We start from the raw sequence: 15,167 nt of genomic DNA on the forward strand, positions 1-15,167 counted from the left end.
AAGGACTTGTCGACGATGACAACGCAGACCCCCGAGCTGGTACCGAGCTATATTCAGGACTCCTGGTGGACCCCCACTGGCACTGAAGGGGCCACGACGGTCCTCGACGCGAACACCGGTCAGGAACTGGCCCTGGTCAGTGCCGCCGGCCTCGACCTGGCAGACGCCGTGAACCACGGTCGCACCGTCGGGCACCGGGAGCTCGGGAAACTGACGCTGCACGAACGCGCCCTCCGGGTCAAGGAGATGGCCCAGTACCTCAATGAACGCCGCCAGGAACTTTACGAGGTCTCCTATAAGACCGGCGCCACCCAGGTCGACAACATGGTCGACATCGATGGCGGTATTGGTGCCCTGTTCATCCTTTCGTCCAAGGGCCGTCGCGAGATGCCTAATTCCAACGTCGTCCAGGACGGCCCCGCGGAGCCACTCTCTCGTGACGGTTCGTTCCTCGGCGGCCACATCTACACCCGCATCCCCGGGGTCGCGGCACAGATCAACGCCTTCAACTTCCCCGTCTGGGGCATGTTGGAGAAATTCGCTCCTGCTTTCATCGCCGGTGTCCCCACCCTCGTCAAGCCCGCCACCCCGACCGGCTACCTTTCCGAAGCCGTGGTGCGGATGCTCGTTGAATCCGGGCTCCTTCCGGCGGGCTCCCTGCAGCTGGTCTCCGGTTCCGCCCGTACCCTGTTGGACGTTCTGGACTACCGGGATATGGTCTCCTTCACCGGTTCGGCCTCGACGGCCGATGCTCTGAAGTCCCACCCGAACGTCGTGTCCGGTGGAATCCGTTTCACCGCCGAAACCGATTCCCTGAATGCTGCGATCCTGGGGCCCGACGCCGTCGCCGGCACCCCGGAGTTCGATGCGTTCATCAAATCCGTCGTGACCGAGATGACCGTCAAAGCCGGACAGAAGTGCACGGCGATCCGCCGGGCCATCGTCCCGGCAGAACTCGAGGACGACGTCGTTGCTGCCTTGGCTGACCGCCTGACCCAGCGCGTGGTCGTGGGGGACCCCCGGGCCGAAGGCGTCACCATGGGCGCCTTGGCGTCGCTGGATCAGCTAGGTGATGTCCGAGGTGCGGTGGAGGCCATGGTGGCCGCCGGCGGAGAAATCGCCTACGGGACGCTGGATGCCCCGCGGGTCAGAACCGCCTCGGGTGAGGAGCAGGAGGTCCCCGACGGGGCGTTCATGTCCCCGCTGCTGCTCACCTGGACCGACGCGAAGGCAGAGGCCGTCCACTCGCTGGAGGCCTTCGGTCCTGTGGCCAGCGTGCTGGGCTATCGGGACCTGGATGAGGCGGTGGAACTCGCCGCCCGTGGCAGCGGCTCGTTGGTCGCTACCGTGTGCACCAATGATGGGGAGACCGCCCGTGCCTTGACCATCGGGATCGCCGGGCATCACGGCCGGATCCACATCCTGAACCGCGAAACCGCCCGCACCTCCACAGGTCACGGTTCCCCGGTACCGCATCTGGTCCATGGCGGGCCGGGCCGCGCCGGGGGTGGCGAGGAACTCGGTGGCGTTCGGTCCATCAAACACCATATGCAGCGCTCCGCCATCCAGGGCTCTCCGAACTTGCTGACCGCGGTCACCGGCGTCTGGCATACCGGTGCGGATCGGGTCATCGCCGGGGCCCCCGAATTCGGGGCCGTGGCAGGAGCCATCCACCCGTTCCGTAAATCGTTGGCTGAGTTGCGGATCGGCGACGCCTTCGCCTCTCCGCTGCGTGAAGTCACGCTGGACGAGATCACCGATTTCGCGAAGACCACCGGCGATACGTTCTACGCCCATACCGATGCCGCAGCAGCGGCGGCCAACCCGTTCTTCCCCGGGGTCGTCGCGCACGGTTATCTGCTGGTTTCCTGGGCTGCAGGGCTCTTCGTCCAGCCGGCCCCGGGGCCGGTGCTAGCCAACTACGGGCTGGAGAACCTGCGCTTCATCACTCCCGTTCCGGCCGGGGACCGGGTTCGGGTCACGCTCACCGCCAAGAAGATCACCCCGCGGGTGACCGACGAGTATGGGGAGGTCGCCTGGGATGCCATCATCCACAACCAGGATGATGAGATCGTGGCGACCTATGACGTTTTGACCTTGGTGGAGAAGGAAGACACCATCTACCAGAACTGGCCGGGGCGCGGATAAGGCCTTCGGGGATCTGCCGGTGGCGAGGGCCGCCGGCAGATCAGCCCAGGTCCACCATCCGGTATCCCATGCCCCTGACGGTCTCGAAGCGTTCGGTGCCGAGCTTATTGCGCAGGTACCTCACGTAAACGTCCACGATGTTCGAGCCCGGATCGAAATCGTAGCCCCAGACCCGTGAGAGCAGCTGCTCCCGGCTGAGGACCTGGCCGGGGTTGCGCAGGAACGTCTCGGCTAAGGCGAACTCACGGGCCGAAAGGTCCACTTCCCGGCCATCGAGCAGGGCCCGGCGACCCCGGCAGTCCATTTCCAGATCGCCATTGCTCAGCAGGGCCGGGTCAGAGGCGCTGTTTTCGGGTTTCAACCGCAATCGCAGCCGTGCCAGCAATTCCTCGAAATGGAAGGGTTTGGCCATATAGTCATCCGCCCCGCTTTGCAGCCCGGTGACCGTGTCATCGATGCTGCTGCGGGCCGTCAGGATGATCACCGGGGTCTGCAGCCCGAAGGCCCGCAAACGTTTGAGGACCTCGTACCCATCGAGATCGGGGAGTCCCAGATCCAAGACGATGGCCTCGAAGTCCTCGTCGGTGGCCAGCTGTAGGCCGTCCTCGCCGGTATGGGCGACGCTGGGTTGCAGGCCCGCCGCCTTCAAGCCCTTGGCGACGAAGGAGGAAATGCGCTGCTCATCCTCGATGATCAGGATCCGGCTCATGCGCAGTGTTCTCCTCGTGGACGGGAAGCGTGAGGGTGAAGGTTGAACCGCGCCCCGGGGCGGAGTCCACTTCGACAGTACCCTCATGGGCAGCGACGATGGCCGAGACGATGTTCAGTCCGAGCCCCGAGCCGAAGCTCCGGGTGCTGTTGCGGCCCCGGCCGAACCTCTCGAAGATCCGCTGCTGATCCGTGATCTCGATGCCGGTTCCCTGGTCACGGACCCACAGCCGCAGCAGGTCGGTACCGGTTCCGGTGCCGGGACCGTCGGCGCGGATGATGGTCGAACCCAGGGCGATGGCAGAACCGGTACCGCTGAACTTCACGGCGTTGGCTGCCAATTGCAGCATGGCCTGGGTCAGGCGTCTGGGGTCCACGGCGACGGAGGCATCGGCGCGCTGGTCCACCTGCCAGTCCCGGTCGCCGAGCCCGCGTGCCTTTTCCAGAAGTTCATCGAGCCAGGGGCCCAGTTCCACGGGCCGCGGGGCCACGAAGCCCGGGCCATCCGATTTCGCCAGGGTGACGAGGTCATCGATGAGTAGCGACATGCGATCGAGCTCATCGACAGCGATATCCCGGGACTGGGTGACGTCCTGGGGGTCGTGGTCGTCCATGAGTTCCAGATGCCCTCGGATGATGGTCACCGGGGTGCGCAACTCGTGTCCAACGTCGTTGAGCAGTTGTCGTTGGGAGGTCAGCGCGGTTTCGAGGCGGTCGAGCATGGCATTGATCGTGATGGTCAGATCTGCGAACTCGTCGTTTCCCACGGTATCGATGCGTTGGGAGAGATCGTTTTCGGAGATTTGCACGGCGGTCTCACGCAGGAGCCTGACCGGCAAGAGCATCCGCCCAACCATCAGCCAGCTGGCAATGCCCGCCAGCACGGTCACCCCGGCGCCGACGGCGATGAAAAATTCGAAACTGCGATCGAGCGACTTGATCTCGGCACCGTAGTCGTAGGCGAGGACGAGTCGGGCCGGTTTCTGGTCGGCAGCCAACTGGACTGGGACGATCACGGCACGATAGGTGGTCGTGGCGGTGGTGACCGAACTGAGGGCAATCCGATGCGGTTGGCCGGTGGTCGAAGCCCAGTCCACGAATTCCTCATCGTTTTCCAAGCGCAGGTCGACCGTTTCGGGGGCCGTCCACTGCAGGTTCCCTTCACTGAAACTGACCATGCCTTCAGTCCGGGCCGGCAGGGTGCGTTGCATGGCAATATAAAGCAGATCATTCGCCTCGGTGAAGGCCTTGCCGGTTTCGGTATCCAGGCCCTGGGCCGCAAGGACCTGGAACTCACCGACGGTCCGGCGCAGGGAATCATCGATCCGTTCGTTCAGTGCCGAACGTTGCAGCAGATAAATGGTTGCCCCGGCGACCACCAGGGTGATGGTCACGATGGCGATCATTCCGATGAGGACACGGGATCGGACCGACCAACCCCCACGTGCCGGGCTAATCCTCCTCATCATCATCGTCATCCTCATCGTCGTCATCGTCATCGTCGTCGTCGTCCGCGGGGGATGGGGGAAGCGGTGCGACGGGGGCCTTGGTCTTGGGGGGAACCCGGGTCTGTGCCGGGGCGGTCGGCACGCTGGAGGGGCTCGCCTCGGTCGAGACGGAGTCGGTGGAAGAGGGTGCGGCCGGCGACGATACGGGCCATTCGGTCGCATTGATGGGCGGACTATAGGAGGCCTTGTCGCCGGAGCCGGGGGCGTTGAGGTCCCCTGGTAGGGCCGGCAGCGTTCCATCGTCGACGACGAGGCCGGGCCCCACATCTTCATGCTGTGGGGCGGTCAGCGCCCGGGCAGCAGCAAAGGCGCCGACCACCAGGGCCAGTAGGATCACGATGGATGCGGTGAGATTCACGAACCGTCTCATGCCCCTAGTGTTCCTCCTTTGGATGAGCCGCAGATGAGAGGCTTCCTAGTATGCCTTGACCCGCTGTTCGACGATGAGATGGATCAGGGCGAAGCGTCTTTCGTGATCAATGGCGGCCAGTGCCGCCTGGAGTGCCGCGGGGACATCGACGTCGTTTTCTACACGGATCCCGAAGCCGCCAAAGGCCGTGGCCATGAGGGCGAAGTCGGGGTTCTTCAGCTGCGTCCCGGAAATCCGGTGTGGGTAGTCACGCTCCTGATGGGTGCGGATCGTGCCGTATTCCTGGTTGTCCATCACGATGATCAGCGGGGTGGCCCCATATTGTGCCGCAGTGGCCAGTTCCTGGCCGTTCATGAGGAATTCCCCGTCACCGGCAATGCTCACCACGCGCCGACCGGGACTGTCGAGGGAGGCAGCGACCGCCGAAGGGATCGAGTAGCCCATCGATCCGTTGCGGGCGCTGATCATGGAGGCGTAGCTGTTCGTGGGGAAGTACCGGTGCGCCCAGTTGGTGTGTTCCCCGGCGCCGAAGGTGACCATGGCATCGCGGGGCAGCGTGGGAACCAACTGGGCCATCAACGTGGACATCCTGGCTTGCCCGTCCCCGGGTGTGGCGTCGGGCAAGGCGGCGAACCTTTCCTGTTCGGCGCGCATCCTGGTGGTCCATTCACGCCAGGAATCCTTCACCGGCAGTTCCATGCGGACCAGGTCACGGACGAAGACCTCGGGTTTGGCCACGATCTGGTGCGATACCGGGCCCGAGCGTCCACGCAGGGACGGGTCGATGGTCACCAGGAAGTTCTTCTTCTCCCAGTTCTGCCGGATGGCAAAGCCGTCGGTGATGACGTCGCCGGGGACGGTGCCGACGAAGATCAGCAGGTCGGTCTCCTCGAGCAGGTCGTAGGTGGGTTTGGGGCGCCCGTAACCGATGGGCCCCACGTATGAGGGCGACGTGAAGGGGACGGTTCCCTCACACCGCCATTCTGCGGCGGCCGGAAGGTCATGCTCCTCAAGCCAGGTGGTGAATTCCTGGGCAGCTTCGGCCGTCCAATCATTGCCGCCGAAAATGAACAACGGTTTCTCGGAGCCGTGCAACGCCCCGTTCAGCGCTTTCCAATCGGTGACCGTCATGCCACCGGAGGCGACCGGGATCCGTGGGTGCAGATCCGAGGGGACCTGACGTTTGATGATGTCCTCGGGTAGGCCGACGACCACGGGGCCCGGGCGGCCGGACATGGCCGCGAACATCGCCTCGGCGACGACCTCCGAGGCGCGTTCTGCGTGGTCGAGGATCATCACGCGTTTGGCACCGGTGCCGAACCAGGCCTTGGGGTCGAATTCCTGGAAGGCCTCCTTTTCGCGGTGTTCGAAGGGGATGAGCCCGACGAAGAGGACCATCGGGGTGGAATCCTGCCAAGCGGTGTGCAGGCCGACGTGGGCGTTGGCAGCACCGGGGCCTCGGGTGACCATCGCGATGCCCGGACGCGGATTCATCTTGCCGTCGGCCTCGGCCATATAGGCGGCACCGCCTTCGTGACGGCAGACCACCGTGTCGATGGGGGAGTCGTGCAGCCCGTCCAGGACGTCAAGGTAGCTTTCGCCGGGGACGATATAGGCCCGCTGGACCCCGTGGGAGACCAGCGTCGCCACGATCAGGTGACCGGCAGTCGTGGGGGTGTGCTGGATGGTTGTCATCGGTGACCTCTTTCGCCGTTGAATGATCCGTCACGCCGGGACGCGGATGCCGGGGAGGGCCCCGCGGCGTCCTTGCTTGCTGACAGCTAAGTTACCGGACAGTAGCCTCTGGCTCCAGAATCGTTGACGCGAGCCCGTCATGAAGCAGAAGCCACGGAGGCGACGGCTCGTCCGTAGGATGGGGACCATGATCCAGAGTTTTGAAACCGCCGCGGGCCGGGCGGCAGTCCTGCGCCCCTGGACCTTCAGCGACCATGACACCGCCGCGGTGATCCAGGCCTTCGCCGCCCCTGATATGGCTGGGCAGTCGGCCCGGCCCATCGCCGATGCCGCTGGTGCCCGTGCGTGGCTGGACGTCACGGTCCCACGCGCCGACGTCCAGGAACCGAGCGCCGAGGAGGCACAGGATCAGGGGCCGGAACCGGCCACGCTGCGGGCCCTGGCCATCGACGTGGATGGCGAAGCCGTCGGAAACGTCATGGTTTCCGGGATGGAATGGCGGCACCAGACGGGGTGGGTGTCCTATTGGGTCGCTTCCTCGGCTCGTGGCCAGGGGCTGGCCACCGCGGGAGTCGCTGCGCTCGCCGGCTCGTGTTTCTCCAGGTGGGGCCTGTACCGGTTGGAATTGGGGCACCGGTTGAACAACCCGGCCTCCGGTGCTGTCGCCGCGGCTGCGGGATTCATCCGCGAAGGGGTCGAACGGGAGAAGCTGCGCTACCAGAACGAGGGCGGAACCTGGGAGCGTTTTGATACGGCTCTCTGGGCCCGGCTGGCCACGGACCCGGCGCCTGAAGCCGTCCCCCTGGACATCCTGCCGGGTTAAGGTCCGCAGCAGAGGGCCGCACACCAGTGGCGTGAGCGGCGGCTAGGCCTCCTGGTAGGGGCTCGGCGGGTACTCCACTGCGTCGTCCTGAATGGCCTCGGCCGGAAGTTGACGCCAGGACCACCAACCAAAGAGCGAGGCACCGAATTGAAGCACGAGGACCGCCAGCGTGGCGAAGGCCGGCTGGTTGCCGAAGTAGACGGCCACCTGGGCCACGGCGGAAGCCGCCACGATAAGCCACGCCCAGCGGAAGCCGTTGGCCACACCCACCAGACCAGCAGGAACCAAAGCGGAAAAGACCAGGGTCAACCAGAAACTGATTTGGATGCTGCCCAGGCTTTGCCCGCTGAAGATGGTGGGAATGGCCGATGCGAAGGCGATGAGCAGGGTGATGACGAAACCCCAGATGAGCGACGACGCAGTGAACGCCCGCACCTCGACCGTGCGGCCAAACTTTCCGACTAAGGGGTACTTGCTGAAGCGCCACAGGCCGTAGATCGGTACCAACAGGAAGGGAACGGCCTTGAAGAAGCCGTCGAAACCGAATTGCAGGGCGATCACTATCGGCCCGGCAAAGACGGCGATGATCTGGAACCACCAGCCGAGGTCGTTGCGGCGGGCCAGCAGCAACAGGGCGACCCCGGTGAACAGCACGCTGAGTGCGTCGAGCGCGAGGATCGTTGCGGTGTCGGTGCCAGCGGCCTGGTTAAAGAGGGTCTGGAAGAGCTGGTCCACGAAGAATGCCTATCGAACGGATGGGAGCAGGCGTGGGCGAGGGGCCGCACGGAGGGAACCTACCGATGGTACCGCCGGAGCCTTGCCGCCCCCGAATCCGCGCAGCGATCAACCCTCGGCGTGATGAGACCACAGTTCAGGCGCGCAGCCCATCGAGCATCATGGCGATCGCGTTTTCCTCGACCTGCTCGGGAGTGGATGGGCCATCGGTGCGGTACCACTCCACGAGCGAGTTGATGGTTCCGAACAACAGCCGCGTGGTGGTGCGCGGGTCGATGTCCTGCCGGAGGGAGCCTTCCTGCTGTGCGTCGACCACCAGCCGGGACAGGCGCCGGTCTACGGCCCGTCGCCGTTCCAACGCCAGTCGTTCGATCTCGGTATTCCCCCGCAGACGCAACAGCAAGGTCACGTACGGCTGACGGTCGATCAGCACCCTGATGGTCGAACGCAGAATGAATTCGAGACGCTGCCCGGCGTTGCCGTTGGAGGCGCGGGGATCCTGATCCAGCGCCTCCAACGGCACCAGGGCCTCGTCCAGGGCCCGATCCAACAGGTCGCCCTTGGAAGGGACATGGTGGTAGATCGCTGACTTGCTGATGCCCAAATGATCCGCCAGCGTACCCATCGACGTCGCGTCGTAGCCATATTTATTGAAGACCTGGACGGCGATGGACAGGACGGAATCCTGATCGTGTCCGGGACGGCCACGTTTGGCTCCGGAGGGTCTGCTAGCGGTAGTGGGCATGCCGACGATCCTACTTGTTGCGCAGGTCGTAGATGCGTCGCAGCTTACCCACCGAGCGAGGTAAGGACTCCGGGTCCACCACATCGACCCGGCAGCTGGAACCAATGTGGATCTTGATGAGCTTCTGCAGTTCACGGCTGGCTTCGATGGCCCGGTCTGAAGTGCAATCCACACGACGTTCGATCTTCACAGCGAGCTCGTCCATCCGGTCTGGACGAGTGATTTCGAGCTGGAAGTGCGGTGACAGTCCGCTGACCTTCAACGCGATCTCTTCGATCTGGCTGGGGAAGAGGTTCACACCACGCAGGATGATCATGTCATCGCTGCGTCCGGTGATCCGGCCCATGCGACGGTGACCGGGCCGTGCGGTACCCGGCAACAGGCGGGTCAGGTCGTGGGTGCGGTAGCGGATGATGGGCAGCGCCTGCTTGGTCAGCGAGGTGAAGACCAGCTCGCCGTGTTCGCCGTCGCGCAGGACCTGCGAAGGGTCGAAGGCGTCGATGATCTCCGGACGGAAGTGGTCCTCCCAGATGTGGCTGCCGTCCTTGGTCTCACTTGATTCGCCGGCCATACCCGGGCCCATGACCTCGGAGAGGCCGTAGATGTCGCAGGCATCAATATCGAACATCACCTCGAGCTCGTGGCGCATCTCTTCGGTCCACGGCTCGGCGCCGAGGACGGCGACCTTCAACGACGTGGAGCGCGGGTCAATGCCCTTGCGCTGCATGGCGTCCCCGATGGTCAGCAGGTAGGTGGGAGTGCACAGGATGGCCTCGGGGGCGAAGTCGTTGATCAGCGTGATCTGCTTCTCGGTCTGCCCGCCAGACATCGGGATCACGGTGGTGCCGAGTCGTTCGGCGGCCGCGTGGGCACCCAGTCCACCGGTGAACAGCCCGTATCCATAGGCGTTATGGACCTTCCATCCCGGTTTGACCCCCGACAGGCGCAGGCAGCGGGCACCGAGCTTGGCCCAGTCGTCCAGGTCGGTCTGGGTGTAGCCGACGACGGTGGCCCGGCCGGTGGTACCCGAGGAGGCGTGGATCCGCGCGACCTCGTGCTGCGGGACGGCGAACATCCCGAACGGGTAGGTCTTGCGCAGGTCCTCCTTGTCGGTGAAGGGGAACTTGGCCAGGTCGGAGAGTTCCTTCAGATCCGTGGGGTGGACCCCTGCGGCGTCGTACTTCTCCTGATAGAGCGGGACCCGGTCGTAGGCGTAGGCGACGGTCTCCTGCAACCGGGTGAGCTGGATCGACTCGATCTGATCGCGACTCATCGTCTCTTCGGGATCGAGCGGGTTGGGGAGTTCGGTTTCTGGGACTGTATGCGTCATTGCTGGCCCTTTGGTGATAGCTGGGTGGGTGGAAGGTGCATGACGTCGGTGGTTTGGTTCCGGCGTCGGGCATCTAGCGCTTGGGGACGGTCCGTGAACGACCGCGGAATTCGGCGACAATTTCCTCGCCGCCCTCCGGGGTGGTCTGACGGATCTGGATGTCGTACAAACCGCTGCGCCCTGACTGATGGCGGCGGGTCGCCTCGGCGGTGAGCAGGCGGCCCGGAAGGCCCGGTTTCATGAAGTTGATGTCCACACCCGAGGCGACGGTGACGGTGTCCTCGGAGCCTTCGGCGGGATTGCACGCCATCGCGAAGGCGGTGTCGGCCAGGGCGAAGATCATTCCGCCGTGTCCGATGCCGAAGCCGTTGAGCATTTCGCGACGCAGGGTCATGGTGATCGTGGCCTCGCCCTCACCGACGTGGACCACCTTGATTCCGAGCCATTCCGAGGCGTAGTCGTTGGTGAGTACGGCGTGCTGCGGGGCGGTTTCCGCTGGCACCGCATCGACGTCGGTATCGGTCATGCTGGGACTCCATCCACGATTTACTGAACGTTCATTAGGTAATCTTGAAATGTGATTCAAGTCAAGCCATGAACCGTGGGAGAGGGTTTGTTAACGCATGGGGCAGGACAGGATCCGTGGGGATCCCGCCCTGCCCGAAACCTCAGGTGAGTTCTGCTCAGAGGCGTTCGGTGGCACCGAGCGCATCGAGGGCGAAGGCGTAGTCCCAGGCGCGGTCCTTCCACGCTTCGTAGCGTCCCGAGGCGCCGCCGTGCCCGCCATCCATTTCGATCTTCAAGACGATCGGTTCGCTGCCGGTGCTGATGTCACGCAGGCGCTGCACCCATTTCGCCGGTTCGACATAGAGGACCCGGGTGTCGTTCAGGCTCGTGACGGCGGCGATCTTCGGGTACTGCACCGCGGCAATGTTCTCGTACGGTGTGTAGGACTTCATGTAGGCGTAGACGTCCGCGTCGGTGATCGGGTTGCCCCATTCCTCCCACTCCAGGGCCGACAGGGGCAGCTCGGGGTCCAGGATGCTGGTCAGGGCATCAACGAACGGCACCTGCGCCACGATGGCCGTGTATAGCTGCGGTGCCAAGTTGGCGATGGCGCCCATCAGCAGGCCTCCGGCCGAACCGCCCATCGCCGCGACGCGGCGCGGGTGGGCCCACCCGGTGGCGACCACGTGCTCGGTGGCGGTGACGAAATCGGTGAAGGAGTTCTTTTTCGCCAGCTTCTTACCGTCGTCGTACCAGTGGCGACCCAACTCGCCACCGCCGCGCACATGGGCGATGACAAAGACGACGCCACGATCGAGCAGTGAAAGCCGGGGAATCGAAAAACCGGGGTCCATGCTCATCTCATAGCTGCCGTAGCCATAGACCAGTGCCGGGTTGGAACCATCCCTGGAAACCTCCCGGCGGCGGATCACCGACAGTGGGATCCGGGTCCCATCGGCGGCGGTGGCCCATTCTCGTTCGGCCACGTAGTCATCGGCATCGTACCCTCCCTTGACCGGGGTCTCCTTGCGCAGCGACAGCTCCCCGGAGTTCAGCGTGTAGTCGTAGATGCGCGGCGGGACCAGGAAGCTGGTGTAGACCAGACGGATGACCGGGGCATCGTATTCGGCGCCGGCCAAAGAGCAGGTGTACAGCTCCTCGTCGAAGTCCGGTTCGGTCACGGAGGCCTGGGAATCGGTGCCCAGCCCGGCCAGCGGAAGGACCTGGATTCGTTCAATGGTGTCCTGGCGGACGGAGACCATGGCATGGGAGGCGGTGACCGCGGTGCCCTCGATCTTCACATCGTCGCGGTGGGCGAAGACCGTGGCCCACTGCTGATCGGCCAACGGTTTGGAGAACTCGTCGGCGGCGACCAGGGAGACCATGTTGTTCTCGGCGTCGAGGTTATGCGTGAGGAGATAGTTACGCTGGCCGTCCACGGTCACCGGGTCCATGCCATGAAGGATCCGTGCCTCGCGGCCCAGCAGCAGGCGGGGAGCGGCGAGTGGATCGACCAGATCCAGCGAATGGGTCTCCGCATATTCGGAGTTGCCGATGGAGATCAGCAGTTCCTGGCGGTCGGGGGAGAGGTCGAAGCCCATCCACATGCCCGGATCGTCTTCCTGGAGCACGACGGTGTCGCGGGAGGGGTCCTGGCCCAGGGTGTGAACCTTGACCTGGTTCGGACGCCAAGAATCATCGACCACCGTGTAGTAGACCCGGGTGCCGTCCGGGGAGAAAGCCAACCCGTAAAAGACGTTCTCGATGACATCGGGAAGTAGTTCGCCGGTCGAGAGGTCTTTGATGCGCAGGGTGAAGCGTTCGTCACCGGCATTATCCTGGGCGTAGGCGAGCAGGTTCCCGTCCTCGGCGACGGCCAAACCGCCCAGCGCAAAGAAGGGCTGGCCTTCGGCTTCGGCATTACCGTCGATCAGGATCTGCTCGCCCTCGAACGGTTTTCCGGCTTCGATGACCGGCGGCGTCCAGTCGGCGACAGGATCACCGGTGTCGGTGGCGGCGGCGCGGCAGTGCACCGCATACTGCTGGCCCTCTGCGGTCCGGCTGAAATACCACCAACCATTTTTGCGGGCAGGAACCGAGAGGTCAGTCTCCTCGGTGCGCTCCTTGATCTCGGCGAAGATCTTCTCACGCAGCTCCTGCTGCCCGGCGGTCACCGCCTCCGCATAGGTGTTCTCGGCCTCGAGGTGGGCGATGACCTTCGGATTCTCCTTCTCGCGCAACCACTCATAGTCATCGACGAACGTATCGCCGTGGTGTGTGCGCTGGACGGGGATCTTGGCAGCGACGGGAGGCTGCGCTTCGATGGGGGATTCGCTCATGCGTCCCATTCAACGCCATGACGTTGGCGCCTCGCGCGCTGTTCGCCAGCGGCGTGTTGTTCAGACGTCAGCCCCGATATGCGCCCTGCTCCACGTCGCTACGTGGGGGACAAGCCATCAAGATCGAGGAGTCGTGCCCCGGAGACGGGTTCTGTATTCACCATTTCCCGGCCACCTCCGGGCCGGGGCCGTGGCTTCTCTCACCGGAGGAGTCATGGCTCATGAGCAATTTTTCATGCACACCACTTGTGGCACATCGGATTCCGGTTGACGTGGATGTTGTTGGGCGTAGTGTGTCGAGTCCGTTCCCAGTTCCAGGGATGCGGTCGAGCGATCGTTTTCGTGCAAAAGAATGGAGCAGACCATGTCGGAAAAGGAAATCACAGCGTCGCGGACCATTGATGCCCCGGCGGACACCCTCTTCAGTGTCCTTTCCAACCCGGAGAGGCACGCCGAGCTTGATGGCTCGGGATTGGTCCAGTCCGATGACAAGTCCGACCGCATCACTGCGGTGGGCCAGATGTTTACGATGAACATGCACTGGGAAAAAATGGGAAGGGATTACAAGACAGACAACCATGTGGTTGGTTTCGACGAAAACAAGCTTTTGGCTTGGGAAACCGCCCCGCATGGACAGCAGCCCCCAGGGTGGCAATGGGTTTGGGAACTTGAACCCCAGGGGCCGGATTCCACCAAGGTTTCGGTCACGTACGACTGGAGCTCGGTCACGGATAAGGATGTTTTGAAGCAGATTAGCTTTCCGGCTATCCCGCAGGAAGACCTCGAGTCCTCACTGGGCAATCTGGCCTCTGCTGTCTCGCAGGTACAACGGGTTTCGACGGTGAATCGCACCGGATTTTGGGCGTCTCGGTCAAACCCGGTGAGATTCACAACTGACCCAGCCTCGCGGGCCCTACCCGGCAAGCAAGTACGACACTTGCCACTGTCTCAACAGCTGATACGAGTCCACGAACGGACAAATCTTCTGATGGATACGTGGAGATCGCCTAAAAGTAGAGGGAGTTGCCCGCAAGGTCGAGGGCCTCTGCTCGTTCGTCGTGGGGTGGCTTGTGAAAAGTGAAATACCCGGCGCTAGCGTCTGACAGCTGAGCGATCTCACCCAACGAGCCTTTGATGCGGCACAACAGTGAAGGTGGGATCGCTCCAGATCGACTCCAGCGGGCAGCGGTTCCCGAGACCGGCTGCGCGGCACGCCGGGTATGGCTTCGGCCTAGACTGACGAAATGGACACCACCAGCCAGATCCCGCCCGTCACCGTCACCGTCACCGGCGCTGCCGGGCAGATCGGCTACTCCCTCCTTTTCCGTATCGCCTCCGGCGCGCTACTGGGACCCGATGTTCCTGTCAGGCTGCATCTCCTGGAGGTGCCCCAGGCGACCCGTGCCGCAGAAGGCACCGCCATGGAACTCACCGACTGCGCCTTTGGGCTGCTCGCCGGCGTCGAGGTCTTCGATGATCCGAACCGAGGATTCGAGGGGACCAACCTCGCGCTGCTGGTGGGTGCGCGCCCGCGGGGGCCCGGCATGGAACGGGCCGACCTGCTGAGCGCCAACGGCGGCATCTTCTCGGTCCAGGGCAAGGCCCTGAACGAGCACGCCGCCGATGACCTGCGGGTGGTGGTGGTCGGCAATCCGGCGAACACCAATGCGCTGATCACCGCGGCCCACGCCCCCGACATCCCCGCGCAGCGCTTCACCGCGATGACGCGTCTGGACCACAACAGGGCAGTCGCCCAGCTGGCCGCCAAAACCGGTTCCCCCGTCGACACCATCCGCAATATCGCCATTTGGGGAAACCATTCGGCCTCGCAGTACCCGGACCTCACGCACGCCGAGATCGACGGCCGCCCGGCCACCGGGAGGGTGGAACAGGCCTGGGCACGGGAGGAATTCATCCCCCGGGTGGCCAACCGCGGTGCCGAGGTCATCGACGTCCGGGGTGGTTCCTCGGCGGCGTCGGCGGCGAATGCCGCGATCGAACACCTGCGCCTGTGGTGCACACAGACCGGCGAGAGTGGATGGACGAGCATGGCCGTGCCCTCCGATGGCTCCTACGGGGTCCCCGAAGGCCTGGTTTCATCCTTCCCCGTCACCACTGCCGACGGCGGGTATTCGATTGTCCAGGGGCTGGACATCGACGCGTTCTCGCGGGAGCGCATCGACGCCTCGGTGGCCGAGCTGGTCTCCGAGCGCGAGGCGGTCACCTCGCTGGGCCTGCTCTAGGACTCCGGCGCCCTGC

Annotated in this window: 13 protein-coding genes; 4 read left to right on the forward strand and 9 right to left on the reverse strand. The window is 64.2% G+C overall.

The features are described 5' to 3' along the window. Nucleotides 1–15 precede the first annotated feature (15 nt). Entirely contained in the window at nucleotides 16–2,148 is a 2,133-nt protein-coding gene (gene paaZ / locus FM101_RS07875; protein WP_086997935.1) for a phenylacetic acid degradation bifunctional protein PaaZ, read from the forward strand. A gap of 40 nt (nucleotides 2,149–2,188) precedes the next feature. On the opposite strand, the gene FM101_RS07880 is transcribed toward paaZ, so the two are convergent. From FM101_RS07880 to FM101_RS07890, 4 genes are read right to left on the reverse strand one after another with little or no spacing between them, the layout of a single operon-like run. Continuing rightward, entirely contained in the window at nucleotides 2,189–2,857 is a 669-nt protein-coding gene (locus tag FM101_RS07880; protein ID WP_086997938.1) for a response regulator transcription factor, read from the reverse strand. Further along, nucleotides 2,829–4,250: a sensor histidine kinase gene (locus FM101_RS07885; RefSeq protein ID WP_241895317.1), complete on the reverse strand. Its 1,422-nt coding sequence runs from the start codon at nucleotides 4,248–4,250 to the stop codon at nucleotides 2,829–2,831. The genes FM101_RS07880 and FM101_RS07885 overlap by 29 nt, the downstream gene beginning before the upstream one ends. A gap of 58 nt (nucleotides 4,251–4,308) precedes the next feature. Next, on the reverse strand, nucleotides 4,309–4,734 hold the full coding sequence (locus FM101_RS15735) for a hypothetical protein (RefSeq protein ID WP_158225906.1): 426 nt from the start codon (nucleotides 4,732–4,734) through the stop codon (nucleotides 4,309–4,311). Between the two features lie 45 nt (nucleotides 4,735–4,779). Further along, nucleotides 4,780–6,429 carry a thiamine pyrophosphate-dependent enzyme gene (locus FM101_RS07890; RefSeq protein ID WP_086997946.1) on the reverse strand — a complete coding sequence of 550 codons (1,650 nt, stop codon included), beginning with the start codon at nucleotides 6,427–6,429 and terminating at the stop codon, nucleotides 4,780–4,782. A gap of 187 nt (nucleotides 6,430–6,616) precedes the next feature. Here FM101_RS07890 and FM101_RS07895 point away from each other — a divergent pair, with 187 nt between their 5' ends. Then, nucleotides 6,617–7,252 carry a GNAT family N-acetyltransferase gene (locus tag FM101_RS07895; RefSeq protein WP_086997949.1) on the forward strand — a complete coding sequence of 212 codons (636 nt, stop codon included), beginning with the start codon at nucleotides 6,617–6,619 and terminating at the stop codon, nucleotides 7,250–7,252. A 42-nt stretch (nucleotides 7,253–7,294) separates the two neighbouring features. On the opposite strand, the gene FM101_RS07900 is transcribed toward FM101_RS07895, so the two are convergent. The 5 genes from FM101_RS07900 to FM101_RS07920 form a co-directional block, all read right to left on the reverse strand. Next, entirely contained in the window at nucleotides 7,295–7,987 is a 693-nt protein-coding gene (locus tag FM101_RS07900; RefSeq protein ID WP_086997952.1) for a nicotinamide mononucleotide transporter, read from the reverse strand. Nucleotides 7,988–8,123: 136 nt separating this feature from the next. Then, complete coding sequence (locus FM101_RS07905; protein ID WP_086997955.1) at nucleotides 8,124–8,732, reverse strand: TetR/AcrR family transcriptional regulator; 609 nt, start codon at nucleotides 8,730–8,732, stop codon at nucleotides 8,124–8,126. A 10-nt stretch (nucleotides 8,733–8,742) separates the two neighbouring features. Continuing rightward, the gene (locus FM101_RS07910; RefSeq protein WP_086997958.1) at nucleotides 8,743–10,062 is read right to left on the reverse strand and encodes an AMP-binding protein; all 1,320 of its coding nucleotides are present in this window, start codon (nucleotides 10,060–10,062) and stop codon (nucleotides 8,743–8,745) included. A gap of 73 nt (nucleotides 10,063–10,135) precedes the next feature. Beyond that, complete coding sequence (gene paaI, locus FM101_RS07915; RefSeq protein ID WP_086997961.1) at nucleotides 10,136–10,588, reverse strand: hydroxyphenylacetyl-CoA thioesterase PaaI; 453 nt, start codon at nucleotides 10,586–10,588, stop codon at nucleotides 10,136–10,138. A 157-nt stretch (nucleotides 10,589–10,745) separates the two neighbouring features. Then, complete coding sequence (locus FM101_RS07920; RefSeq protein ID WP_086997964.1) at nucleotides 10,746–12,917, reverse strand: S9 family peptidase; 2,172 nt, start codon at nucleotides 12,915–12,917, stop codon at nucleotides 10,746–10,748. 355 nt (nucleotides 12,918–13,272) lie between these two features. Between FM101_RS07920 and FM101_RS16110 the strand changes: the two genes are divergently transcribed. Together FM101_RS16110 and FM101_RS07930 are read left to right on the forward strand one after the other, a co-directional pair. Then, on the forward strand, nucleotides 13,273–13,989 hold the full coding sequence (locus FM101_RS16110) for an SRPBCC family protein (RefSeq protein ID WP_143269248.1): 717 nt from the start codon (nucleotides 13,273–13,275) through the stop codon (nucleotides 13,987–13,989). A gap of 163 nt (nucleotides 13,990–14,152) precedes the next feature. Then, nucleotides 14,153–15,151, forward strand: coding sequence for a malate dehydrogenase (locus FM101_RS07930; protein ID WP_086997967.1), 999 nt, complete (start codon nucleotides 14,153–14,155; stop codon nucleotides 15,149–15,151). Nucleotides 15,152–15,167 lie beyond the last annotated feature (16 nt).

Source organism: Arthrobacter rhombi, from assembly GCF_900163545.1.
GTDB classification, from domain to species: domain Bacteria; phylum Actinomycetota; class Actinomycetes; order Actinomycetales; family Micrococcaceae; genus Arthrobacter_H; species Arthrobacter_H rhombi_A.